The organism is Enterobacter sp. Ap-1006 (assembly GCF_011752835.1).
Lineage (GTDB): Bacteria > Pseudomonadota > Gammaproteobacteria > Enterobacterales > Enterobacteriaceae > Cedecea.
In genome coordinates this window covers 213,548-236,877 of record NZ_VWWU01000001.1, presented here as the reverse complement: position 1 = coordinate 236,877, position 23,330 = coordinate 213,548, and the positions used below count along the sequence as shown (strand labels likewise).

Sequence of the window (23,330 nt, the reverse complement as noted above, 5' to 3'; positions counted from 1 at the left end):
CGGAAGTTCGTGCTATTCTCTGAGCCCTTCTGAACGGGCGCCCGTCGCCCGATGATGTCTGCACACCCACAGGAGTTTTGAGACGCATGTCTTCTGAGCACACCCCGGCGCGTATCGCCATTGTTATGGGTTCCAAAAGTGACTGGGCCACCATGCAGTTCGCCGCTGAAATCCTTACCGCCCTGAATGTCCCTCACCATGTCGAAGTCGTCTCCGCCCACCGCACGCCGGATAAGCTTTTCAGCTTTGCCGAGCAGGCCGAAGCCAATGGCTACCAGGTGATTATCGCCGGAGCCGGTGGCGCAGCGCACCTGCCGGGTATGCTGGCCGCGAAAACCCTGGTCCCGGTGCTGGGTGTGCCGGTTCAAAGCGCTGCTCTGAGCGGCGTGGACAGCCTGTATTCTATCGTCCAGATGCCGCGCGGCATTCCTGTCGGCACGCTGGCCATCGGTAAAGCCGGAGCCGCCAACGCCGCCCTGCTGGCCGCGCAGATCCTGGCCCTGCATGACGCAGAACTGAGCCAGCGCCTGGCAACCTGGCGTCAGACCCAGACCGACGAAGTGCTGGATAATCCGGATCCACGGAGTGAAGCATGAAGCGCGTTTGTGTCTTAGGTAACGGCCAGCTGGGACGCATGCTCCGCCAGGCCGGTGAGCCGCTGGGCATCGCCGTTTACCCTGTTGGCCTGGACGCCGAGCCGGAAGCCGTGCCGTTCGCCCAAAGCGTGATCACCGCCGAGATTGAGCGCTGGCCAGAAACCGCGCTCACCCGCGAACTGGCGCGCCATAACGCCTTCGTTAACCGCGATATCTTCCCGATCATCGCCGACCGCCTGACGCAAAAGCAGCTGTTCGATAAGCTCGGCCTGGCCACTGCGCCCTGGCAGTTGCTTTCCGGCAGCCATGAATGGCAGGACGTGTTCAGTCAGCTGGGTTCTCTGGCTATCGTGAAGCGCCGCGTGGGCGGCTACGATGGCCGCGGCCAGTGGCGCTTACGTGCCGATGAAACCGACCAGTTACCGGAAGAGTGCTACGGCGAATGCATCGTCGAGCAGGGCATTAACTTCTCCGGCGAAGTTTCTCTGGTGGGCGCGCGCGGCCACGACGGCAGCACGGTGTTCTACCCGCTGACCCACAACCTGCACCAGGACGGCATTCTGCGCACCAGCGTTGCCTTCCCGCAGGCCAATGCCGACCAGCAGCGCCAGGCCGAAACCATGCTCACCGCCATCATGAACGAGCTGGGCTACGTCGGGGTGATGGCGATGGAGTGCTTCGTCACGCCAGCCGGCCTGCTGATCAACGAGCTGGCCCCGCGCGTACACAACAGTGGGCACTGGACGCAAAACGGCGCTTCCATCAGCCAGTTCGAGCTGCACCTGCGCGCCATCGTGGATTTACCGCTGCCGCAGCCTGTCGTTAATGCCCCGTCGGTGATGGTGAACCTGATCGGCACCGACCTGAACTATGCCTGGCTGAAGCTGCCGCTGGTGCACCTGCACTGGTACGACAAAGACGTTCGTCCGGGCCGCAAAGTCGGGCATCTCAACCTGAACGACAGCGACACCGGCCGCCTGAGCGCCTCGCTGGAAGCTCTGGTTCCCCTGCTCCCGGCCGAATACGCCAGCGGCATTGCCTGGGCGCAGAGCAAACTGGTGAAGTAAAACCGCACCTCATCTGACCCTCTGTTTGACTTTAGAGGGTCAGACCATTTTCCCCCTTCCCCTTTCCTTTGCCCGACCAGAAGCGCACAATTCCCCCGTTTCGCCGCTTCAGACTAAGGTTATGCCATGGAAAAACGCCCCAACACGCAGGACTACGACCGCCTGCTGCTCAACGACATCCCGCTGATTGACGTTCGCGCCCCGGTAGAGTTCGCTCAGGGTTCAATGCCCGCCGCCCATAACTTACCGCTGATGCTGGACGATGAACGTGCGCAAGTCGGGACGTGCTATAAGCGGCAGGGCCAGCAGGCCGCCGTCGAACTGGGGCACCGGCTGGTCAGCGGCGAGCGAAAAGCCAGCCGAATCGAACGCTGGCTGGAAAGCTGCCGCCAGCAGCCCGAGGGCTATTTATGCTGCGCCAGAGGCGGGATGCGCAGCCACATCGTGCAGCAGTGGCTGCGGGAAAACGGCCTCGAGTACCCGCTGGTCACCGGCGGCTACAAAGCCCTGCGCCAGCATGCCATGCAGGTAATCGACACCCGTTCGAAGTGGCCGATGATTATCGTCAGCGGCAATACCGGCTGTGGCAAAACTGTCCTGATCCGCTCGCTGCCGACGGGCGTTGACCTTGAAGGCCTGGCGCACCATCGCGGCTCCTCGTTCGGCCGCACGATTGTGGCCCAGCCTTCTCAGGCCAGCTTCGAAAACAACCTCGCCGTCACCCTGCTGAAAATCAGCCCGACCGAGCCCCAAACGCTGGTTGTGGAAGATGAAGGCCGGATGATTGGCTCCCGCCATATCCCCGAAGCCTTCAGGGAACAGATGCTGCGCTCGCCGATTGTGGCCATCGACGATCCGTTCGAGCTGCGGCTGGAGCGCCTCCAACACGAATACTTCCGGCAGATGAGCGAGGCGTTTTTATCCGTCAGCGAGGAAGAAACCGCGTGGCGCGATTACGCCGAATACCTGCACCACGGCCTGTTTGCCATCCGCCGCCGCCTGGGCATGGAACGCTTTCAGCAGTTCACCGCCAGGCTGGACGAAGCCTTGTTAACCCAGCGGAAAACCGGCTCCTGCGAAGGCCATCTGGCCTGGCTGTCGCCGCTGCTGAAAGAGTATTACGACCCGATGTATCGCTATCAGCTCAGCCAGAAGGCCGACCAGATCGTCTTCCGGGGGGATTATCAGCAGGTCGAAGCCTGGCTGCGCAACGTTAACGAGTAGTCGATTTTTCCCCGGCGGCGAGCGTCAACCCGAGTCCGGTCACCGCCAGTCCAACCAATGGAATGCCCACCGCCCAGGGCAACGTAAACGCCAGCGCGAACAGTGCCGTGCCGGTCGCTGGCCCCACCGAGCCCTGCAGATCGCTCACTACCGAAAGCGCCGCCATGTAGGTCGCGCGCAGCCGCGCCGGGGCTAACTTGTTCACCGCCGTCGGGATCAGCGGGCCGGTCATCATCTGGGACAGAGAATAAAGGCAGACCGCCATCACCAGCGTGACGACGTGTGGATGAGCCAATAGCAAAACAAAGGCAGCGATCAGCGCCAAACCCGCACTGAGCGTGATAAACAATGCAGAGCGTCGGGCAAACAGCTTCGTTAAGGCCAGCTGGCCGACCGTGTTGATCCCCGCCCCGAACGCGAACAGATAACCGATGCTGGCCGCGCTCATTCCCATCTGATTGCTGGCATACAGCGGCATAACGGCCTCCACCCAGCTCCCGGCCACGCCCAGCAGCAGCACCCAAATCAACAGCCCGGCCAGACGGCGATCCCGGAACGCGGGCAGCAGCGCGCTGAGCCCCTCTTCATCGTCGGCCTCATCGTCCATTCCAGCGGCCAGCGGACGCGTTTCCGCCAGAGAGATCGCCAGCATCAGGCCACCGGCCACCATTACCGAACCTCCGGCCAGAAAAACGTAGCCCAGCCCCTCTTGCACCAGCACCGTCCCCAGCAGCGGCCCGGCAATCGCGCCCGCCCCGGAACACACGCGCATGATGCTGAACTGGCGGCGGTGCTCCGAGGCTGGCGTGGCGTCCGCCACCACGGTGTAGATAGTCGGGTGCAGCACCGATTCAAACAGGCCAATAACGATCAGCACGGCGGCGGCGTCAAACACGCCGTGCGCAAAGAACAGCGCGATAAAGCCCGCCCCGACGCCGGTCGCCGAAATAATCAACACGGGCCTTCTGCCCACGCGGTCGGCAATCCCGCCGATAAACGGCGCGGCCAGCAGCTCGCCCCCGGCATAGCAGCCGAAGAGCAGGCCAATAAACTCCACCGGGATAGCGGCAGACTGCTGCGCCCACAGCGGGAAAAACGGCACAATGGCGCCATCGACCAGGCCGACAATGAAATAGAGGATAAAGCCCAGAACGTGGGGCTTGCGGTACGAAGCAACGGGGGATGCGAATAGTGCCATGATATTACCCAAGTACAATTACCCCGAATGCCGGGGAGAATATGTACGTTGGATAACGTTAACGTTTACGACTTGCGAGAAGCTGGAGCGATACTAGCCAATCGCCGGGGAAAGGGCAACTGCGGGTTTTGGGGGCTGGTGGTGGGTGGGGAGTTGGGGTAGTTTTGGGTTTGGGGAATTTGTTGAACAATTGGCACTTAAAAAGTATTTACTTGTAGATAGTTTTTTAGTCTGTTTAGTGCAAGGAGTGGGTGGTATTGATATATTATACGTTCGACAGTTACAGCTGTTTGAATCACGAAGGGTAGTTGCAGTGTATGTGAAGATCAGATATCTGCAGGTGACGCAAGTGCTTCGTTCATTATCACGCTTCAGAGGTGGGTTAAGGCATATTTATCAAAAAATCACGCAATTTCATAAATTACCTCAATCTTAAAATAAATCGAAAAGGGCTTAAAAAGATATGACTATGAAAGAGTTAAACGTTTCTTCGTTAAAGCTCTACCCCTGAAAATGCTTCGAACTTGCGTTAAGGTTGCATATGAACATCCTTATCACGGATTAACAATTAATTTTTGTATAAATGATGCATAAATCCTCCCACTAGAAATAATTCAGCAATAGTTTATTACCTTTTATGTGCTTAACTAATCTAGAATAATTCTGCTTTGATCCTTTATTAACCATTATGGAATATAAAATGGCCACACCATACGATTTAACACAATTAGATTCATATTCTTTTGAACATATGGTTAACTTTCTAGCTATGAAAGTTTTAGGCAACGGTATCACAGGATTCGCGACAGGCCCTGATGGAGGCCGAGATGGATATTTGAAGGGAAAAGCACCATATCCTTCAATGACAGATAACTGGGAAGGAATATGGTATATCCAATCTAAATTTCATAAGCCGACAACGAATTCAAACTCACAAAAATGGCTAGTAAGAGAAGTTGTTAAAGAAATCAAAGCATTCAGTGAAAATGATGAAAGAAAAATGCCAGATATATGGATTATAGCTTCTAATGTAGAGCCCAGTGGCGTGCCTCAGACTGGAGCTTATGATAAGATAATTGGTCTGGTAAAAAAGTATTATCCAAATATCAAGGTCGATGTGTGGGGTGGAAGAAAAATATTAGACTTCCTTGTCGAACATCCCGTCGTGGCAAAAGAGTATGGTCATTTCTTAACACCAGGTCATATTATAACTGAATTATATAATTCGCTAACGGAAAAAAATTTCAATATTAAATCTTTAATTGATCACTTTATGATTAACCAATTTAAAGATTTAAGTTATACAAAGTTGGAACAAGCAGGTTCAAATAATGATCACAAACCAAAAATCCATGAATTATTCAGAGACCTGCCCATCAAATGTACCGACTTACAAAGTGACTTTAATATTATGGAGTCATTAGTATCATCCTCATGCAATGTACATAAAATCAGCACATGGTTGAATTTTGGTACGAACTGGAAAGCTTGGGCCAAAAATCCAAGAAGAACAAGGATTGTACTATTAAAAGGTGGGCCAGGTCAGGGAAAGTCAACGGTTGGTCAATATTTCGCACAAATTCAAAGAGCTGCTTTTATTCTATCTAAGAATGCACCTACAGTTACACCTCAAGTTAAAGAGATTGCAGTAGAATTAAAAGAACAAGCTTTAAAAGATGGTTATTGGCCAAAACTACCAAGAATTCCAATTTTTATTGAACTAAAAGATTATGCGAACTGGTACATTACAAAGGACGAATTCTCTCCCAAAAATATCATTGAATATATTTGTGACAAAATTAATTACAGAATATCTTTTGTTATAGACTCAAATGATCTCAGGAAAATCTTATCTCAAAATACATGCTTCATAAATTTTGATGGTCTTGATGAGGTTCCTAATGACCTTAAAGATCATATAGCAAATGAGGTAATAACCTTCTCTAACGAATTTTTACCAAGTATTGATTCTGATTCTCTTATTCTGTGCACAACTAGGCCACAGGGTTATTCTGGCCAGTTTGATGATCTTGATGCGTCAGTATGCACTCTCCAGCCATTGCCAGAGAAGGTGGCGTTATCCTGTGCTGAACCAATACTTAGATTTAATCGTAGCGAAGAAGATGGAAATAACTCATTGAGTATTTTAGCCTCAGCCATGCTTTCTCCTCAGGTGAAAGAAATTATGGCGACTCCATTACAGTCCCATATAATAGCCGTACTTGTTCGCGATGGAGGCCGTCCACCAGAAAAAAGATGGGAACTTTTTAATAACTTTTATGTTGTAATGAAGAAGAGAGAAACTTTAAAAAATTTCCCTGACCCTAAAATATCGGCATTATTACAAGAAAAAGACCAATTACTTAAAGCTATTCATGACCGTTTGGGCATTTGCCTCCATGTTCGAGCTGAGTATAGTGATGGTGCAGAAACTGCTATGCCCAAAAGTGAATTTAGACAATTAGCTTTCTCAACGACAGAAATGTTAATAGATGGAAATGTCGAAGAAACAGTTAAGTTGCTAATGGAAGCCGCCATTGAGAGGCTGGTCTTTGTTAATACGCCCGATAGCACGGAGTATGTTAGATTTGATATAAGGCAGCTACAAGAATTTTTTGCTGCCGAATTCATTCATAATGAAGTTACTGATCAAGTTTTGCTTGAAAGACTATCAATTATTTGTAGTGATGCGCATTGGCGTGAAGTTGTCCACTTTGTTTTGAGTGCGCTTATACACTATAAACGAAAAACAGCTCTAATTTTAGTATCTTCATTGTTGCAGCAGGTGGATGACAATGATGATAATAGAGATTTAAGATATTTTAGTAAACGGAGCTCTATTGGCTCTCTATTAGTACTTCGCCTTGTGGAAGAAGGGCTTCTAGAACAAGATAAGAGAATACGGTCTTTATTTAACAAGTGTCTGCCTTCGCTATGGTCGTGCCCTGACTTTGATGTTTTTAAAAAAATCCCCACATTAAGAATGGAACAATCTAAAAGTTGGTTGCTTAACAATATGATTGATACTTTTTTAACTGTTGATTATAGCGAAACTATAGCCTGCGGGTTACTTTTTACCGTAATGCTGCCAAAAAACAATGAAAGATTTGATGAGGTTATTGATAGATTAAATTGCGCGCCAATATATTACTGGAAAGCTATTTTAACAGCATCAAATATAGAGTTTCATCATACTCATAATAATATCCTACACCCATGGTTTATTAAAGTTATTGTAGACAAGTATTTCGCTCATGATACTGATAATGAAATCCTTTACTTGATTGATAGGTATCTAAAAATGCTCATGTCAGTTAATCCAAAAACTATATTTATGCCCGAAATTTGTGAGAAACAAAAATCTTTCTTAAGAGAAAATTTCGACATGAGGTCGAGACGTATGATATCAGCTAACATCTCTGAATCTAAATACTGCTTTGTGAAACTTGTTAATCATTATAAAATTCTTAAAGATGGTGATTCATTGTTAAATCCGGTTGATTTTTTTGATTCGATTTATTCATATCCTGTGGAAATATTTAAGTCCATCTATGAATACGTCCTATCACAAAATATTGATAGCTTACGTAAAACCCTTGACATGATTAAATCCAATGACTATGAAATACGCTGCATCCCAGCATCAATACTCGCCATGATCCCATTAAACTTCGATGATGAGTCCTACTCTGAGCATATATGCCGCCTGTTAGATTTTAATGACATTGAACTTCGATCATATACTAATAATAACGTCATTGATGGTCAGAAAATTCTTCCCGGATACGAATTCGTTGGATATGAACGAATCCCTTTCGATGCAAATAAATGGCGCGCTCTATGTAATGATTATCCAGAACTCGCATTAGAAACCTTAGTTTCACCTTATTTTGAGCGTGAAGACATTGAGGACGCACTAAAAGAAAACAGACGTGACATTATGTTAGCCGTTTCAGAAATAGCTATCAATAAACCAAATGTCTTTGCAAAATATTATTTACTATGGAATGAGGTTTTTTCTGTTTCCCCAGACTCCGAAAATCATATTAAAAACACTTTAATCTCACTAAGCGATGCCTACAAATATAAATTAATCCATGGCTCAACCACTCTATCTTTATATAAAATAAACTATCCATCTGAAAAAAAACTTATACCATTTTTAAGTTACTCATTGATTTCATCAAAACCAACAATTGATAAGATAAAGAAAGAAAACAATGACAACTTTAATAATGGAATCATAGGGCATATAGGCCTCACTGAGGACGGATTATTAAGTGACTGCCTTGACTTAAATGAAAGCATTAACTTCAGAGCTTCATGCCTTGCTTTGCTTTTATTTAATTTAAACTTTGATAAATCCAACGCAATTGATTACTTCTTTAAAAATGAACTTGACAAAATATGCATTTCATTATATTGCAATGAGTCAAGCAAAATATTAACTTACGTCATTTACAACTTACTTCATGATGTAAGCAATATTGATGTCAGATTACAGGAGTTCTTAGGTAAATATTCTTACCTGACTCGTCATGATATTAATTGCAGATACATGCTTCAGAATATATATAATAAATGGCGTGAAAGAAGTGGTTCTGTAGTTAATGATACTAAAGCATTAGACAAATGGCTTGAAAGTTAATTAATATAGTGCAGGCTTTTTTATTGTAGAGCCTGTACATTTTTATAGTCGTTATGACTAGTAACTATCCGCTAAGTAAAGGTGTTTTAGCTATGATGTAAATCGCCACAGTTTCGATAGAAGTCATTTAAGTAGCCTGTCATGAAAATTAATGATAATTCGCAGCTTATGCTATTCGCTCAAAACCGCCTTCCCCCACCAGGTAGAAGGCGGCAATTTAATACCAACAAAACATCAATGAACCAAATTCAAAACCCCGCCCGGAATCATCGCCAAACTACCGTCCACCGAGCGAACAAACCTTGGCGCTTTTAAATCTTCGGCCAGCACGGTGAGCAGCTCATACAGGATCCCGGCCATCTGCTGCCTTTGCTCCGGGGATTCCTGGTGGTTCAGCAGGACGATGGTTAACGCCGCGCAGTACTCGCGGAGCGGTTCGGAGTCTGTTGCCATCGGGTTGTAACAAATGCTGGCTTCGCTCTCTTTGAGCGTCAGCTTCTCTATCAGGTAGTCCGGCAGTGGGGCTTTGAGCACGCTTTTCAGGACTTCCAGCCCGGCGAGCAGGCGGCCGCAGAGCGCCATGCGTTCCGTATGATTCTGGTTTTCAAGTAAATGCTCGGCGTACTGCTCGCAAATATCGAGCACCTGGAAGAGATCCATCGCTGCGCCCTGCGGCTTTTCTAGCAGGGTTGCGATATCGCCCGCAAATGCCGGGTCGTGTGGGGTGATTTCAGGGCGAGCCTGTGTGTTACTATCAGCGTTAGCCATAGCTGTTACCTCGTATAACGGTTGTGGTCAGCCCCCGTCTGGTGTTCCACCACCCTTCGGGGGCGCTTCTTTTTCCGGCTTTGACCGGGTTTATCTCTTGCGCATCCCTCCGATCATACTGGATGGCTGCACAGTGACATAGCTTAAAAATTGGGCAGATTGGCAAACTTCGAGGCGGCTCGCAGGAATGATGAAACGCTTTGGTGAATTGCAGATTGGGGGTTTATCAGGAAGAAAGCCGCCAGGAAATTAGCCTCTCCGGCAGCTAAACATCATGCTGGCCGAACGAATGCCCGGCCAGAAAGAAGGTTAATGCCTGTCGCGCTTGTCCGCGCGTTTGGCGAGATAGTCGCCAAACATTTGCACGATTTGCACCAGCACAATCAGTGCCACAACCGTGACCACCATGACCTGGGTTTCGTAGCGGTAATAGCCGAAGCGGATCGCGAGGTCACCCACGCCGCCGCCGCCGACAATCCCCGCCATCGCCGAGTAACCGATCAGGCTGACCAGGGTTATGGTTAACCCACGCAGCAAACCGGCGCTGGCTTCCGGCAGCAGCACGGTGCAGATGATGCGCATCGGGCTGGCGCCAAAGGCCTCAGCGGCTTCGATAATGCCTTTGTCCACTTCCCGCAGCGCGCCGTCCACCAGGCGGGCATAAAACGCAATCGCCGCCACCGACAGCGGCACGGACGCGGCGATCGGCCCGATGGTGTTGCCGAGCAGGAACTGCGTCAGCGGCAACAGCAGCACCAGCAGAATGACGAACGGCACCGAGCGCACGATGTTCACCAGCACCGAGCTGATGATGTTCAGCGAACGGTTCTGCCAGAACAGATTGCGATCGGTGACGAAGATCAAAAAGCCCAACGGCAGGCCGCCGATAATCGCCAGCAGCGTGGAAATGCCCAGCATCTGGAAGGTTTCGCCAAAGGCAATCGTCAGGTCCGCGACTAAATCATCCATTCAGCACCTCCACACAGGCCGTATGTTTCCGAATATGGTCGATGGCATCCCCCACCGCCGCCGGGTTGCCTGGCGCGGTGATCGCCACCACCAGAATGCCCAGCGCGCGGTCGCTGATGTACTCAATCTTGCCGTGCAGAATGTTCACCGCCACGCCGTATTTCACCGCCGCGAAGGAGAGCACCGGCTGTTCGGCCGAGTCGCCAACGAACATGATTTTCAGCAGCGCGCCACGCATGTTGTCCAGCAGGCGCACCGGTAGCGTCAGGTTCAGCGTGTGGGACACCAGCTGGCGGGTAAATTCATGCTGTGGATGAGCGAAGATGTCGAACACCTCGCCGGACTCCACCACTTCCCCGCCGGACATCACCGCCACGCGGTCGCAAATCGTCTTGATCACGTTCATCTCGTGGGTGATCAGCACGATGGTGATCCCCAGTTGCTGGTTGATCTTCTTCAGCAGCGCCAGAATGGTGGCCGACGTTTCCAGATCCAGCGCGGAAGTCGGTTCATCACAGAGTAAAACATCCGGGTGGTTAGCGATGGCGCGCGCAATGCCCACGCGCTGTTTCTGCCCGCCGCTCAGCTGCACCGGGTAGCGGTTGGCTTTGTCGGCCAGGCCCACCAGCTCAAGAATTTCATCCACGCGCGGGCCGATTTTACTGCGTTCCCAGCCTGCGGCTTTGAGGCTGAAAGCCACGTTCTGCCTGACCGTCCGGGTATGCATCAAATTGAAGTGCTGGAAAATCATGCCGATACGCTGACGCGCTTTGCGCAGCTCGGCCCCCTGCAGCGCGGTGATCTCAGTCCCACCGATTTTTACGCGGCCCTCACTCGGGCGCTGGAGCGCGTTCAGGGTACGTAATAAGGTACTTTTCCCCGCCCCGCTGGTGCCGACAATGCCAAAAATCTCACCCGCGCCAATGTGCAGCGAAACATCGTTCACCGCCCGGCTGGTCTGGCTCCGGCCCGTGGGGAAGTCCACGCAGACCTTTTCAATCTCAATCATGACAACCTCAAATCAGCGACAAAAGGCAGGCATCCCGCCTGCTCGCTTTGCTCTATTACTTTTTATCGGCGGCAACCATCCAGTCCGGTTTCTGGAAGGCGTTGAAAATATTCTGCGGATCGTCGATCGCTTTTTCGTAGGCCGGGGATTTCACGGTCTCCACGATGTCTTTGGCGAACGGTTTATCCGCATCTTCGGCACGCACCGCGATGATGTTTTTGAGGTTCTCGTCCAGGTGTTCCTGTTTGAGCGCGGAAGAGAGTTTTAGCCCGGCGGCAATGGCAAAGTTACCGTTGACCAGCGCGGCGCTGGCGCTGTCCAGCGTGCGCGGCAGCTGTGCGGCTTCCAGCGATTTAAACACCAGGCCTTTCGGGTTGGTGGCGATATCGCGCTCGGAGGCTTTGGTCGGGTCAATGTTCTCTTTGATGGTGATAAGCTCCATCGACTGCAGGAAGCGCAGCCCACGGGCGAGGTTGGTCGGGTCGTTAGACAGGGTGACAATGTCGCCCTGCTTCAGCTCGTCCAGGCTTTTGACTTTATGGGAATAAATGCCCATCCCGGCGGTTGGCACGGTGATAAGTTTCGCCAGCTTGAGGTTTTTGTCGGCGGTGAATTTGTCGAAGTACAGCGAGTGCTGGAACAGGTTGGCGTCGATGCTGCCGTTGGCCAGCGCCATGTTGGGCTGCACGTAGTCGCTGAACTCGCGCACCACGACTTTATAGCCTTTCTCTTTTAACGACGGGGCGATGGCCTGTTTGACCATGTCTCCGTATGGCCCCGGCGCTACGCCGAAGACAATGGTGTGCGGGTCGCTGTTGGCCTGAGCAAACTGCAGGCCGCTGGCCAGAAGTAAAGCGCCGGTCGCCACGCGCCAGCCGAAATGATTTCCCATGGGTATTCTCCCTTACAGAATGATGTGTGGTGTCCTGAGGCGAGCCTCTTTCACGGGCCGCTTACTAAGTCGTTGATCCAACTGGACAGAATAAGATGGCACATTCCGTTAACAGGGTTAATTGAAAATATTTCATCTTGCTCGCGGGAGAAGGCGCGGCGGGCGTGAACAGGGCTTTTGCGAATAACAACCAAGCAAAGCGGAAAACCCGCTTTGCATTGGGATGAGCTTAATCAGCGCAGGATGCCGCCCGTTTGCGCCTAACGTTTGTTTTGACATTGAACAGCAAATAGCTCGCCAGCGACAAACAGCCCACGCCTACTGCGCCGTAGGCCAGCACGCCGGAAAAACCGTTATTCAGCGCCTGAATAATCATGTCGCTGCTGAGAGCGGCTCTCGTCCCGCCGGCTATTTGTTCTGCCAGAGCATACCTTTCGCTCACGCTGTCGATATGACTCTGTAAGCTTTCGGCTATCCCCGCCACCAGCAGGCTCCCCATTAACGCAATATTGATGGCGAGGGTAATTAGGCGTGAACTGATATCAATCCCGGAAGCCATGCCCACGCGATTAGCGCCCACGGAGCCGGTGGTGGTGTTGGTGACCGGGGTATTGATTAACCCCAGCGCCATGCCCGAGAGTATTGCGCCCGGCAGCAAACTGACGTGATAGATAACGCCCAATCTCATCAGCACAAATCCCAGGCCAATAGCAAAAAGCCCAAGCGGGATGATGCGTGCGGCCCCAAAGCGCAGCACGAGTTTTTCACCGACCGGCGGCATTAATAGCGTGGGCAAAGTGTAGGCCAGTAGCGCCATGCCGGTCTCCATAATGCTGTAGCCCTTCCCTATCTGGTAATAAACCGGCAGATAAATCATCAGCGGCCAGAAGCTGAAATTCATCCCCACAGATCCCATCAGCGCGCCGGAGAAAGGCCTGATCCGAAAGACGGAGAAATCAAACATAGGATGTGGGTGGCGTAACTCAATAATGACGAACAGCGCCAGGCTGATAAACGTGCCCAGTAGGATGAACTGAGCTTCATGACTGGTCCAGCCAATGCTCCCGCCCTGGGTGATGAGCCAGGTTGCCCCCACCACGCCCACGCTCAACGTCATCAGGCCAGCGACATCCAGCGGTTTCGTGGTGTTTTCGCGCGACTCGATAACATTTTTCAGCGTCAGGACCAGGGTGAGCAGCGCAATAACGCCGTGGATCAGAAATACCCATTGCCAGCTAAACCACGCCTCCAGCACGCCGCCGATGACGGGGCCAAAGCCCAGCCCAAAGCCAAATGTGATCCCCCAGGCGGAAAACGCCCGGCTGCGCGCTTTTCCTTCCGGAAACTGAACCGACAAGATGGCAATCAGGCTGGTTAACATCGCCCCGCCGCTCAGTCCCTGCAAAAAGCGCCCCACAATAAGCCATTCCGGCGTCCGGGACAGGCCACAGAGGATCGACGTCAGGCCAAATCCAACAATGCTGATAATAAAAATACGCTTGCGGCCATATTTATCCGCCAGCGTCCCCGTGGCCATCAGCACCGCCGTGCAGGAGAGCGTGTAAGCATTCATGATCCACTGCAGTTCGCGGAAATTGGCCTGCATCTGCTTTTCCAGCACCGGCAGGATAACCGGGACGCTGGATATTTCCAGGCCCGACATCAACGCGGCTAAGCAGACCGCCATCAACGCTAAGAGATTTTTCATACTGATTTCCTGCCAAACGTTAAGAAGGTGCCAGCATGAAAGATTCGGGGTGGAGTAGAAATCGACGCTCAGGTCAGATATCGTCAAGATCGTGCCATTTTTAGAGACAGGACAACCATGCCAGGCATCTCTCCAGATCAAGACCGCACTTTTAGACCGAAAAATCGACGGCTGGTTGTGCTGGCCTATCAGTGTCTCTGCACTTTTGAGTTCGGGATTGCCGTCGAAGCTTTTGGCCGCGTGGACGAAGTGCTCGGCCAGCCTCTCTATGACTTGCGCGTCGCGTCTTTAGAGAACGGCGTTTTTGACGCTCAGGGCGGCGTGCGTTTAGTGGTGGATGGCGGACTGGAGCTGCTGGAAGACGCAGGAACCATTGTCATCCCCGGCTGGCGCAATGTTTTTGAACCGGCCCCGGAGCCGCTGATTGCTGCCTTACAACGCGCCCATCAAAACGGTTCCCGCATAGTGTCGATTTGCGCCGGCAGTTTTATTCTCTGCGAAACAGGATTACTGGACGGCAAGCGAGCCACCGCCCACTGGAACAGCACCGAGATCCTCGCGAACAGGTTCCCTGCGGTACAGGTGGAGCACAGCATGATCTACGTCGATGAGGGCAGCCTGATCACCTCCGCAGGCGGTGCCGCCGGGGTCGATCTCTGCCTGCATCTTATTCGTCGTGATTACGGGATTGAAATCGCCAACCGGACTGCGCGGCGCATGATTACGCCCCCGTTACGGGAAGGCAACCAGGCACAGTGGGTCCAACAACCCGTTCCTAAACGCAGCACCAAAAGTCTGGCGCCGTTGCTGGACGATCTGCGCCACCATCTCAATGCGCCCCTGGTGATTGAGCAGTTAGCCAGGCAAGCGGGCATGAGCCGCCGCACCTTCATCCGCCGGTTCAAAGATGCCACCGGCACCACGCCGGGCGAGTGGATGCTCAGCCTCCGGCTGGAAAAGGCTTGTGCGCTGCTGGAAAGCGAGAAATTCAGCATTGACCAGGTGGCAGAGCAGTCTGGATTCGGCTCAGCGGAAACACTCCGGCATCATTTCAGGCTGCGTTTTAAAACCACGCCCACACAGTGGCGCAAAGCCTTCAGGGCCCGAACATGCTTACCCGTTTCTGAATAGATAAAAAATAAGGCAGGAAACGCTGAATGAGGCGGGCAGCAAGGCTGCCACCCGCCAGAGGCACGATTAGAAATCGTAGCGCAGACGAACCAGGTTCATGTCGCCCAGGTTGTCGGTGCTGGAGGTGAAGACGTGCTCGTAGTCCACCTGGAAGCCGTAATCCAGCTTGAAGCTCACGCCCAAACCGTTGTCGATGCGCTGGTAGCTGCGGCCGGTCACGTACTGCAGACGGTCACCCATGAAATATGGCTGCACGGATTTCACCGCGTACTGGCCAACCGGGATGGTGTAACCCGCGAAGTACTCGATGCCCCACGCGTCGCCGGAGAAGTAGTTGTTCACGTCTTTCAGCTTGGTGGTCAGGAAGTTCTGGTACCAGCCGCCGCCGAAGCTGAACGTCCAGTTGTCCGGTTTCCAGCTCAGCGCCGTACCGTAGATGTTCTGGTTGTAAGACTTGCTGTCGCCGTCGGTCGGGTTACGCATGTCGGCACGGGTGTAGTTCCATGCGGTACCCCAGGTCAGGTCTTTGGTGATGTGGTAATCCACGCCCAGAGAGCCGCCGCCTTTACGCTTGTAGCGCATGCCGTTGGTGGCACGGATGTCGTGATCTTCAAACAGGTAAGAAGCGTACACGTCCGCATCGCCGAAGGTGTTTTTGTACTTCAGCATGTTGCGGGAACGGTAAGAACCGTCGTAGTCGCCGTTCATGCCGTTACCTGGAGCCTGACCGATCATGTCGTAGTCCCAGATATCGGTTTTAGCGCCAACCACATCATAGTAGATGCTGTTTTGCTGGCCGTAGGTCAGCTGACCCCAGGTTTTGCTTTTCAGACCGGTGTACAGCATACGGCGAGTAGTATTGTTCGCGCCTTCTGCATAGTGGTTGTCCCACTCGAAGACCGCCGGAATATTCACGCCCAGCTCGTAATAGCTGATCCAGCTAATATCATCGAACAGATAATAATCAGCCGCGAAGCGGAAACGGGTGCCGCCATCAAAGCCATTACGTTTGTAAGAGCCTTTGTCGCCGTCGCCGGACATCATATTAAACTGTGGACGAATACTGCCGCCCACGGTGAAATTGAGGCGGCTGAGCGGGTTACCGGCCTGCGGATCTTGCTTCAGGACGGTGATTTCTGCGTTAGCAGCGAAAGATGCCATACCTGCAAGCAGGCCGGCCCCAATCAGTAATGGTAAAGCGCGCAAATTTGCTTTCATGTGGATCCCTAGTAACCATATTTATTATAAGCGGGGGCATATTAACGCTTATTAAGTCCGATTTCTGAGGGATTTTTATTAATTCGTGCGGTTATCCATCAGTCTTTTCTTAATAGATATTAAAAAAACACCAATGAATGCAGAAAATATGTTCTAACGCAATAAATAGCGAAATATAACAAAGTTTATAGCGGTAGGCAGGGCATCCCTGCCCGGCCTCCTCAGACAACAAACTGGCGGAACAGCGCCTTCCCTTTAAGCAAACGAACGCCCAGCCAGCCGCCGCAAAGCGACAGCAATACCGCCCCGGTGACCGGCAGCACGATCCACAGGCGCAAATCTGGCTCCCACGGGAAGTCGAACACTCGCGTTTGCAGTACGCCCAGCGCCGTTTCCGCGCCGATGGCCGCCACCAGACCGGACACCAGCCCCAGCACGGCAAACTCGCACCACAGCGTGGTTCTGAGCAGCTTTTTACCCGCGCCCAGCGTGCGGTAAACCACCAGCTCCTGATGACGCTGGCGCATACCCACCTGTACCTGGGCCAACAGCAGCAGCAGACCGCAGGCGGTCACCAGCACCACCATCACCTCAAGCGCGCGGCTGACCTGCTCCAGCACCTGGCCGATTTGTTTCAGGATAGCCCCGATATCCAGCAGGCTGACGGTCGGGAACTCGCGGTTAAGCTGGGTCAGCAGGCCGTTATTCCCCTCCCAGCGGAAGCTGGTGAGCCAGCTCTGCGGCTGCCCGTCCAGCGCGCCCGGCGGGAAGATAAAGTAGAAGTTTGGCCGCAGACTTTCCCAGTCCACCTTGCGCAGGCTGGTGACCTTCGCGGTAAAATCCCGGGTATCGCCCATAAAGGTCACGCTGTCGCCGAGTTTAATGTTCAGGCGTTTCGCCACGCCATCGTCCATCGACACTTCCCCGGCCTTCGGCGGCCAGCTTCCCGCCAGGATAGGGTTATGATCCGGCTTCTGGCTCTGCCAGGTCAGATTCAGCTCGCGGTTCAGCGCCTCATCCGGGTTGCCCTCGGTGGACTGACCGTTAATCGCCGTCATGCGCGCCCGCACAATCGGATAGAACGACTCCGGGATCACCTGATGGTCGGCAAGGAAGGTTTTCACCGGCTGAACCTGCTCCGGCGCAATGTTCACCAGGAAGTAGTTCGGGCTTTCCGGCGGCAGCTGCTGCTGCCATCTGTCCAGCAAATCCCCCCGCAGCACTAACAGCAATGCCAGTAGCATAAACGACAGCGAGAACGCCGCCAGCTGGCTGAGCGTCGCCCACGGCTGGCGCAGCAGGCGGTTAACCGCCAGGCGCAGGGCCAGGTTTTTCAGCGTCAGCTTTTTCAGCAGCTTCAGGACGCCCCAGCCGACGAGGCCACACAGCGCCGCCAGCACCAACGTGCCCGCCAGCACCGCCCAAAGCAGCGAACTGCCGCCCATTAACAACGCGAGCAGCGCCACTACCACTACGCTGATGACCGGCAAATAAATTTTCAGCGGCCAGACGTTGGCTACGGCGTCACGGCGCAGCACGCGCAATGGCTGAGTGGCCAATAGCAGCCGGTACGGGCGCAGCCCCACCAGCACGGAGATTGTCACCATCGCGCCAATAGCCCACACCCACGGCCACAGGCTCGCTGGCGGCAGCGCGGCAGGCAGCACCGGCTTCAATAGTTGCATCAGCGCGGCTTCGAACAGCAGCCCAACGGCACCTCCGGCAATGGCCGAGAGCAGCAGCACCATCAGCCACTGGCCGATAATCAGCTTGCGGAGAGCCGCCCTGCCCGCGCCCAGCGTTTTCAGGATCGCCACCAGGTCATAGCGGCTGCGGCAGTAATGGCTCATCGCCACGGCAATCGCCGCCACGGCCAGCAGCAGCGTCAGCAGCGCAGAAAGCAGCAGGAACTGCTGCGAACGCTCCAGGGATTTGCCCAGCGCGCCTTCGTCCTGCTCCATGCCGATCCAGCGCTGCTCCGGCTTTAGCTTAGGCAGCAGGTAGTTTTCATACTGCTGGAGCTGCTGGGGATTACCACCAAACTTGTAGCGCCAGCTAATACGGCTGCCGGGCTGCACCGCCCCGGTTTTCTCGACGTCGGCCAGGTTCATCATCAGGCGCGGCGCAATCTGGAACGGGTTAAATCCGGCGTCCGGTTCCTGAATCACCAGCCCGACAATACGCAGCGTGGCGTCGCCCACGTCAATGTTGTCGCCCACTTTCAGGTTAAGCAAAGCCAGCAGGCGCGGCGCAAGCAGCGCGGTGCCCGGCTCAGGCTTCAGGCCCGGCGGGTCGGTTTCCAGCTCGCCGTACATCGGGTACACACCGTCGACCGCTTTCACATCGGCCAGCTGCGGCGTGTCCCCGGCAAAAGTCATGGTGGCGAAGCTCAGCTGTTTGCCGACCTTTAAGCCATCGCTTTGGGCCTGAGTCAGCCACTCGTCCGGTACGGCGCGGGCGCTGCGCAACGTCCGGTCGCCCGCCATGTATTCGCGGCTTTGCTGGCTGAGCCCTTTTTCCATTCTGTCGCTGATGCTGCCAAGCGCCAGCACGCAGGCTACCGCCAGACTAAGCGCCAGCCAGACAATCAGCAGCGAGGGAGAGCGCAACTCACGCCAGAACCAGCGGGCTATCATGCTTCCTCCCACAGTTTGCCTTCGCGCAGCCGCAGGCGGCGGTCGCAGCGTGCCGCCAGCTGTTCGTCGTGGGTGACGAGGATCAGCGTGGTGGCGAAATCACGGTTGAGGGAAAACAACAGGTCGGCAATGCGATCGCCGGTTTGCCTGTCGAGGTTGCCGGTGGGCTCATCGGCAAACAGCACGCCCGGCTTGCCGTTAAACGCGCGAGCCAGCGCCACGCGCTGCTGCTCCCCGCCAGATAGCTGAGCTGGCAGGTGATCGAGGCGTTTGCCTAAGCCCAGCTGTTCCAGCAGCGCTTTAGCCTGCGCCCGGCTGGCCGAACTGTTTTCGCCGCGCAGCAGCGAGGGAAGTTCCACGTTTTCCAGAGCATTAAGGGTGGGCACCAGCATAAAGGACTGAAACACAAAGCCAACGTTCTTCGCGCGCAGCGCCGCCCGGGCCTCTTCATCCATGCTGTGCAGCGGCTGCCCGCAAAGGTGGACCTCGCCGTCCGTGCCGTCATCAAGCCCGGCCAGAATCGCCAGCAGCGTGGACTTGCCCGATCCTGACTCGCCAATCAGGGCGATGGTTTCGGCCGGTTTGACAACCAGCTCAACTCCGGTAAGGATGGAAAGCTCGTGTTCACCCTGACCCACGGACTTACTAAGATGATGAACTTCAACAATGTTTTCCGCTGGCATTTGCCCTTCCTGTTTCTGGCTTTGATGACTTTCCGCGCCGCCGCGGCGGACACGCTATTGATTTTAGGCGATAGCCTGAGCGCCGGTTACCGTATGGCGGCCACCAGCGCCTGGCCCGCCCTGCTGGATGCCAAATGGCAGCCGCAGGGTACAAAAGTCGTGAATGCGAGCATCAGCGGCGATACCGCGGCGCAGGGCCTGGCTCGCCTGCCGGCGCTGTTAAAACAGCACCAGCCCCGCTGGGTTTTAGTGGAGCTTGGCGGCAACGACGGCCTGCGTGGGTTCCAGCCTCAGGAGGTAGAAAAAACCCTCAACCAGGTTATCACCGACGTGAAGGCTGCCGGTGCGCAGCCGATGCTGATGCAAATTCGCCTGCCCGCCAACTACGGACGCCGCTATAATGAGGCGTTTAGCGCTATTTATCCGCAGCTTGCCAAAGCGTTTGATATTCCCCTGCTCCCGTTCTTTATGGAGGAGGTGTATCTGAAACCGCAATGGATGCAGGATGACGGCATTCACCCTAATCGGGATGCTCAGCCGTTTATCGCCGACTGGATGGCGACGCGGCTGACTCCGCTACTCTCTAAATAACCGGCACAGCCGCGTCGGATACAACGAGATAGTTAAACACGACTGATAAATAATCGGGGCGCCCTTCGGGTAAAGTTATGCAAAAATCCGTTTTAATTACAGGCTGCTCCAGCGGGATTGGCTTAGCCAGCGCGCAGGAGCTACAGAAGCTTGGCTATAACATTCTCGCCGCCTGCCGCAAACCAGCCGATGTAGAGCGCATGAATCAGCTTGGGTTTACCGGCATTGAGCTCGATCTTGACGATGCGGAAAGCGTCCAACGCGCAGCTGCCGAAGTGATTGCCATCACCGGCAACCGCCTGTACGGGCTGTTTAATAACGGTGGCTACGGCGTGTATGGCCCGCTGAACGCCATTTCCCGCGAACAGCTTGAGCAACAATTTTCCACCAACTTCTTCGGCACGCACCAGCTCACCATGCTGCTGCTGCCGGCCATGCAGCCTCATCAGGAAGGCCGCATCGTGATGACCAGCTCGGTGATGGGGCTGATTTCCACGCCGGGTCGTGGGGCCTACGCCGCCAGTAAATATGCACTTGAAGCGTGGTCCGACGCGCTGCGCATGGAGCTTCGCCACAGCGGGATTAAAGTCAGCCTGATTGAGCCGGGGCCGATCCGCACCCGCTTTACCGATAACGTCAATCAAACCCAAAGCGACAAACCGGTAGAGAATCCGGGGATTGCCGCACGGTTTACCCTCGGCCCGGAGGCTGTGGTAGCGAAAGTACGCCATGCTTTTGAAAGCCCAAGGCCGAAGCTGCGCTATCCTGTGACCGTGGTCACTCACGTGATTACCGTGCTCCGCCGCCTGCTGCCAGCGTGCGCAATGGACAAAATTTTACGGCGCTGAGTTGAAGTCCCGGCCTCAGCCCCCATGTAAAAAAACAAATGCTTAACAGAGAATCGCCCATGTCCGCAGAAAACATTATTAACATTACCGAAGCGAACCTGCATCAGACGCTGGAACAGTCTATGGCTAAGCCGGTGCTGTTTTATTTCTGGTCTGCCCGCAGCCAGCATTGCGAGCAGTTAACGCCGATCCTGGACAGGCTCGCGGCCCAATACAACGGCCAGTTTATTCTCGCCAAAGTTGACTGCGACGCCGAGCAGATGGTGGCTTCTCAGTTTGGCCTGCGCTCCATTCCTACCGTCTATCTGTTCCAGAATGGTCAGCCGGTGGACGGTTTCCAGGGGCCGCAGCCGGAAGAAGCGATTCGCGCCCTGCTCGACAAAGTGCTGCCGCGTGAAGAAGAGCTGAAAGCCCAGCAGGCCGTAGAGCTGATGCAGGAAGGCAAGCACGCCGAAGCCCTGCCGCTGCTGAAAGATGCGTGGCAGCTGTCCGGTCAGAACAGCGAAATTGGCCTGCTGCTGGCGGAAGTGCAGATTGCCCTGAACCGCAGCGAAGACGCCGAAGCGGTGTTGAAAACCGTGCCTCTGCAGGACCAGGACACCCGCTATCAGGCGCTGGTTTCCCAGATTGAACTACTGAAACAAGCCGCCGACACGCCGGAAATTCAACAGTTGCAGCAGCAGGTGCAAAACGAGCCGGACAACGCCCAGCTTGCCAGCCAGCTCGCGCTGCAGCTGCATCAGGTTGGCCGGAACGAAGAAGCACTGGAGCTGCTTTATACCCACCTGAAAAAAGACCTGGGTGCCGCCGACGGCCAGGCACGCAAAATGATGATGGAGATTCTGGCCGCACTGGGCACCGGCGACGCGCTGGCGTCTAAATACCGCCGTCAGATTTATGCGTTGATGTATTAATCAGTGAGAACGAAAAAGGCCGGATATTCCGGCCTTTTGTTTATCGGTAAACGCGGATCCCGCCGTCCACTCCATTGGGGCTCAGCAGCACCTGCCAAAGCTGAATATTCCTCGCGCGAAATGCGCCCGCGCAGGCGTTCAAATAATAACTAAACATCCGCTTAAACCGCTCGTCATAATTACGCGAGATATTAGGCCAGCAGCGGAGGAAATTATCGTACCAGGCCATCAGCGTTCTGTCGTAATCCGCCCCGATATTGTGCCAGTCCTCCATAATAAAATGTTTTTCACTGGCGCTGGCAATGTGGCGCACCGAGGGCAAACAGCCGTTAGGGAAGATGTATTTGTTGATCCACGGATCGACGTTTAAATCCGTTTCATTCGACCCTATGGTATGCAGCAGGAACAGGCCATCAGGTTTTAAATTGCGGGCTGCAACTTCAAAATAGGTATTGTAGTTTTTTGGCCCGACGTGCTCGAACATGCCTACGGAAACAATGCGATCAAATTGGCTGTTGAGGTCGCGATAATCCTGCAGCAGGATCTCGACGTCCAGGTCCCGGCAGCGATCCTGCGCCATTTTTTGCTGTTCCGCCGAGATGGTCACACCGACGACGGAGACGCCATATTCCTGCGCGGCATACTGCGCCAGCCCACCCCAGCCGCAGCCGATATCCAGCAGCTTCATGCCCGCTTTGAGCTGCAGTTTTTCGCAGATCATATGCAGCTTGTTACGCTGGGCCTCTGCCAGATTTCCCGCCTCTTTCCAGTAGCCGCAGGAATACTGCATCCAGGGATCGAGCATAGCGGCAAACAGATCGTTACCAATATCGTAATGTTCTTTGCCGACTATCCAGGCGCGTTTACGGGATTGCAAATTAAAGACTCTGGCCCCGGCAATACGCAGCAGGTCGGAGAAATGCTTCGGCATTTTGCTGTCCAGGCCGTGGCGCAAAATATGGGTAAATAAAATATCCAGCCGGTCGCAGTCCCACCAGCCATCCATATAACTTTCCCCCAGACCGAGAGAACCTTCCTGTAATATTCGCTTGAAGAAGTCTTGATTGTTTACCCGAATATCTGCCGGGCCGTTGCCGTCAATATCAATCGCCATAGGTGAAATTAATTCTTCCACAATTTTCCGCCAGTGGCTGTTATTCGCCTGCTGCTGCTCAGCTATTATTGTTCCCATTGCTTCCTCACCGGGATAAGCGTTCTTGCCAAATACCG

18 protein-coding genes are annotated in these 23,330 nt (G+C 53.7%); 8 read left to right on the top strand and 10 right to left on the bottom strand.

Annotation, left to right across the window (positions count from 1 at the left end; translation table 11 throughout):
* Positions 1-86 precede the first annotated feature (86 nt).
* The 3 genes from purE (at position 87) to mnmH (ending at position 2,887) form a co-directional block, all read left to right on the top strand.
* Positions 87-596: a 5-(carboxyamino)imidazole ribonucleotide mutase gene (gene purE / locus F3J28_RS01080; RefSeq protein WP_045783434.1), complete on the top strand. Its 510-nt coding sequence runs from the start codon at positions 87-89 to the stop codon at positions 594-596.
* The gene (gene purK / locus F3J28_RS01075) at positions 593-1,663 is read left to right on the top strand and encodes a 5-(carboxyamino)imidazole ribonucleotide synthase (RefSeq protein WP_166871917.1); all 1,071 of its coding nucleotides are present in this window, start codon (positions 593-595) and stop codon (positions 1,661-1,663) included. The genes purE and purK overlap by 4 nt, the downstream gene beginning before the upstream one ends.
* A 126-nt stretch (positions 1,664-1,789) precedes the next feature.
* Positions 1,790-2,887, top strand: coding sequence for a tRNA 2-selenouridine(34) synthase MnmH (gene mnmH, locus F3J28_RS01070; protein WP_166871914.1), 1,098 nt, complete (start codon positions 1,790-1,792; stop codon positions 2,885-2,887).
* On the opposite strand, the gene F3J28_RS01065 is transcribed toward mnmH, so the two are convergent.
* Positions 2,877-4,085, bottom strand: coding sequence for an MFS transporter (locus F3J28_RS01065; RefSeq protein WP_166871911.1), 1,209 nt, complete (start codon positions 4,083-4,085; stop codon positions 2,877-2,879). The genes mnmH and F3J28_RS01065 overlap by 11 nt on opposite strands.
* A 700-nt stretch (positions 4,086-4,785) precedes the next feature.
* On the opposite strand from F3J28_RS01065, the gene F3J28_RS01060 reads away from it, so the two are divergent.
* On the top strand, positions 4,786-8,733 hold the full coding sequence (locus F3J28_RS01060) for an NACHT domain-containing protein (RefSeq protein WP_166871908.1): 3,948 nt from the start codon (positions 4,786-4,788) through the stop codon (positions 8,731-8,733).
* A gap of 234 nt (positions 8,734-8,967) precedes the next feature.
* Here F3J28_RS01060 and F3J28_RS01055 read toward each other — a convergent pair whose 3' ends face one another.
* From F3J28_RS01055 to F3J28_RS01035, 5 genes are all read right to left on the bottom strand, one after another.
* Complete coding sequence (locus tag F3J28_RS01055; RefSeq protein WP_166871905.1) at positions 8,968-9,501, bottom strand: hypothetical protein; 534 nt, start codon at positions 9,499-9,501, stop codon at positions 8,968-8,970.
* Positions 9,502-9,810: 309 nt separating this feature from the next.
* Positions 9,811-10,470, bottom strand: coding sequence for a methionine ABC transporter permease (locus tag F3J28_RS01050; protein WP_039295917.1), 660 nt, complete (start codon positions 10,468-10,470; stop codon positions 9,811-9,813).
* Complete coding sequence (sfbB, locus tag F3J28_RS01045; protein ID WP_166871902.1) at positions 10,463-11,479, bottom strand: virulence-associated ABC transporter ATP-binding protein SfbB; 1,017 nt, start codon at positions 11,477-11,479, stop codon at positions 10,463-10,465. The genes F3J28_RS01050 and sfbB overlap by 8 nt, the downstream gene beginning before the upstream one ends.
* Before the next feature lie 55 nt (positions 11,480-11,534).
* Positions 11,535-12,371, bottom strand: a complete 837-nt coding sequence (locus tag F3J28_RS01040) for a MetQ/NlpA family ABC transporter substrate-binding protein (protein ID WP_166871899.1) — start codon at positions 12,369-12,371, stop codon at positions 11,535-11,537.
* 229 nt (positions 12,372-12,600) lie between these two features.
* Positions 12,601-14,079 (bottom strand): MFS transporter, encoded by a 1,479-nt coding sequence (locus tag F3J28_RS01035; RefSeq protein ID WP_166871898.1) that lies wholly within the window; start codon positions 14,077-14,079, stop codon positions 12,601-12,603.
* Positions 14,080-14,196: 117 nt separating this feature from the next.
* Between F3J28_RS01035 and F3J28_RS01030 the strand changes: the two genes are divergently transcribed.
* Positions 14,197-15,210, top strand: a complete 1,014-nt coding sequence (locus F3J28_RS01030) for a helix-turn-helix domain-containing protein (protein WP_166871894.1) — start codon at positions 14,197-14,199, stop codon at positions 15,208-15,210.
* A 66-nt stretch (positions 15,211-15,276) separates the two neighbouring features.
* Here the strand turns inward: F3J28_RS01030 and F3J28_RS01025 are convergent, their stop codons facing one another.
* From F3J28_RS01025 to ybbA, 3 genes are all read right to left on the bottom strand, one after another.
* Positions 15,277-16,428 (bottom strand): porin, encoded by a 1,152-nt coding sequence (locus F3J28_RS01025; RefSeq protein ID WP_166871890.1) that lies wholly within the window; start codon positions 16,426-16,428, stop codon positions 15,277-15,279.
* A 221-nt stretch (positions 16,429-16,649) separates the two neighbouring features.
* Entirely contained in the window at positions 16,650-19,064 is a 2,415-nt protein-coding gene (ybbP, locus tag F3J28_RS01020) for a putative ABC transporter permease subunit YbbP (protein ID WP_166871888.1), read from the bottom strand.
* The gene (ybbA, locus tag F3J28_RS01015) at positions 19,061-19,747 is read right to left on the bottom strand and encodes a putative ABC transporter ATP-binding protein YbbA (protein ID WP_008460230.1); all 687 of its coding nucleotides are present in this window, start codon (positions 19,745-19,747) and stop codon (positions 19,061-19,063) included. Before ybbA ends, ybbP begins: the two co-directional genes overlap by 4 nt.
* Between ybbA and tesA the strand changes: the two genes are divergently transcribed.
* The 3 genes from tesA to F3J28_RS01000 all read left to right on the top strand — a co-directional run bounded on the left by tesA (position 19,718) and on the right by F3J28_RS01000 (position 22,100).
* Positions 19,718-20,338, top strand: a complete 621-nt coding sequence (gene tesA / locus F3J28_RS01010; protein WP_166874358.1) for a multifunctional acyl-CoA thioesterase I/protease I/lysophospholipase L1 — start codon at positions 19,718-19,720, stop codon at positions 20,336-20,338. The two genes, ybbA and tesA, sit on opposite strands and share 30 nt — an antisense overlap.
* A 77-nt stretch (positions 20,339-20,415) precedes the next feature.
* Complete coding sequence (locus tag F3J28_RS01005; RefSeq protein ID WP_166871885.1) at positions 20,416-21,186, top strand: SDR family oxidoreductase; 771 nt, start codon at positions 20,416-20,418, stop codon at positions 21,184-21,186.
* 59 nt (positions 21,187-21,245) lie between these two features.
* Positions 21,246-22,100: a co-chaperone YbbN gene (locus F3J28_RS01000; RefSeq protein WP_166871882.1), complete on the top strand. Its 855-nt coding sequence runs from the start codon at positions 21,246-21,248 to the stop codon at positions 22,098-22,100.
* A gap of 40 nt (positions 22,101-22,140) precedes the next feature.
* On the opposite strand, the gene cfa is transcribed toward F3J28_RS01000, so the two are convergent.
* Positions 22,141-23,292: a cyclopropane fatty acyl phospholipid synthase gene (gene cfa, locus F3J28_RS00995; RefSeq protein ID WP_166871879.1), complete on the bottom strand. Its 1,152-nt coding sequence runs from the start codon at positions 23,290-23,292 to the stop codon at positions 22,141-22,143.
* Between the last annotated feature and the right edge of the window lie 38 nt (positions 23,293-23,330).

What these genes read in the sequence shown, in the direction of transcription:
- purE (WP_045783434.1), top strand. Translation starts at nt 87, where the DNA reads ATGTCTTCTGAGCACACCCCGGCGCGTATCGCCATTGTTATGGGTTCC.
- purK (WP_166871917.1), top strand. Translation starts at nt 593, where the DNA reads ATGAAGCGCGTTTGTGTCTTAGGTAACGGCCAGCTGGGACGCATGCTC.
- mnmH (WP_166871914.1), top strand. Translation starts at nt 1,790, where the DNA reads ATGGAAAAACGCCCCAACACGCAGGACTACGACCGCCTGCTGCTCAAC.
- F3J28_RS01065 (WP_166871911.1), bottom strand. Translation starts at nt 4,085, where the DNA reads ATGGCACTATTCGCATCCCCCGTTGCTTCGTACCGCAAGCCCCACGTT.
- F3J28_RS01060 (WP_166871908.1), top strand. Translation starts at nt 4,786, where the DNA reads ATGGCCACACCATACGATTTAACACAATTAGATTCATATTCTTTTGAA.
- F3J28_RS01055 (WP_166871905.1), bottom strand. Translation starts at nt 9,501, where the DNA reads ATGGCTAACGCTGATAGTAACACACAGGCTCGCCCTGAAATCACCCCA.
- F3J28_RS01050 (WP_039295917.1), bottom strand. Translation starts at nt 10,470, where the DNA reads ATGGATGATTTAGTCGCGGACCTGACGATTGCCTTTGGCGAAACCTTC.
- sfbB (WP_166871902.1), bottom strand. Translation starts at nt 11,479, where the DNA reads ATGATTGAGATTGAAAAGGTCTGCGTGGACTTCCCCACGGGCCGGAGC.
- F3J28_RS01040 (WP_166871899.1), bottom strand. Translation starts at nt 12,371, where the DNA reads ATGGGAAATCATTTCGGCTGGCGCGTGGCGACCGGCGCTTTACTTCTG.
- F3J28_RS01035 (WP_166871898.1), bottom strand. Translation starts at nt 14,079, where the DNA reads ATGAAAAATCTCTTAGCGTTGATGGCGGTCTGCTTAGCCGCGTTGATG.
- F3J28_RS01030 (WP_166871894.1), top strand. Translation starts at nt 14,197, where the DNA reads ATGCCAGGCATCTCTCCAGATCAAGACCGCACTTTTAGACCGAAAAAT.
- F3J28_RS01025 (WP_166871890.1), bottom strand. Translation starts at nt 16,428, where the DNA reads ATGAAAGCAAATTTGCGCGCTTTACCATTACTGATTGGGGCCGGCCTG.
- ybbP (WP_166871888.1), bottom strand. Translation starts at nt 19,064, where the DNA reads ATGATAGCCCGCTGGTTCTGGCGTGAGTTGCGCTCTCCCTCGCTGCTG.
- tesA (WP_166874358.1), top strand. Translation starts at nt 19,718, where the DNA reads ATGAACTTCAACAATGTTTTCCGCTGGCATTTGCCCTTCCTGTTTCTG.
- ybbA (WP_008460230.1), bottom strand. Translation starts at nt 19,747, where the DNA reads ATGCCAGCGGAAAACATTGTTGAAGTTCATCATCTTAGTAAGTCCGTG.
- F3J28_RS01005 (WP_166871885.1), top strand. Translation starts at nt 20,416, where the DNA reads ATGCAAAAATCCGTTTTAATTACAGGCTGCTCCAGCGGGATTGGCTTA.
- F3J28_RS01000 (WP_166871882.1), top strand. Translation starts at nt 21,246, where the DNA reads ATGTCCGCAGAAAACATTATTAACATTACCGAAGCGAACCTGCATCAG.
- cfa (WP_166871879.1), bottom strand. Translation starts at nt 23,292, where the DNA reads ATGGGAACAATAATAGCTGAGCAGCAGCAGGCGAATAACAGCCACTGG.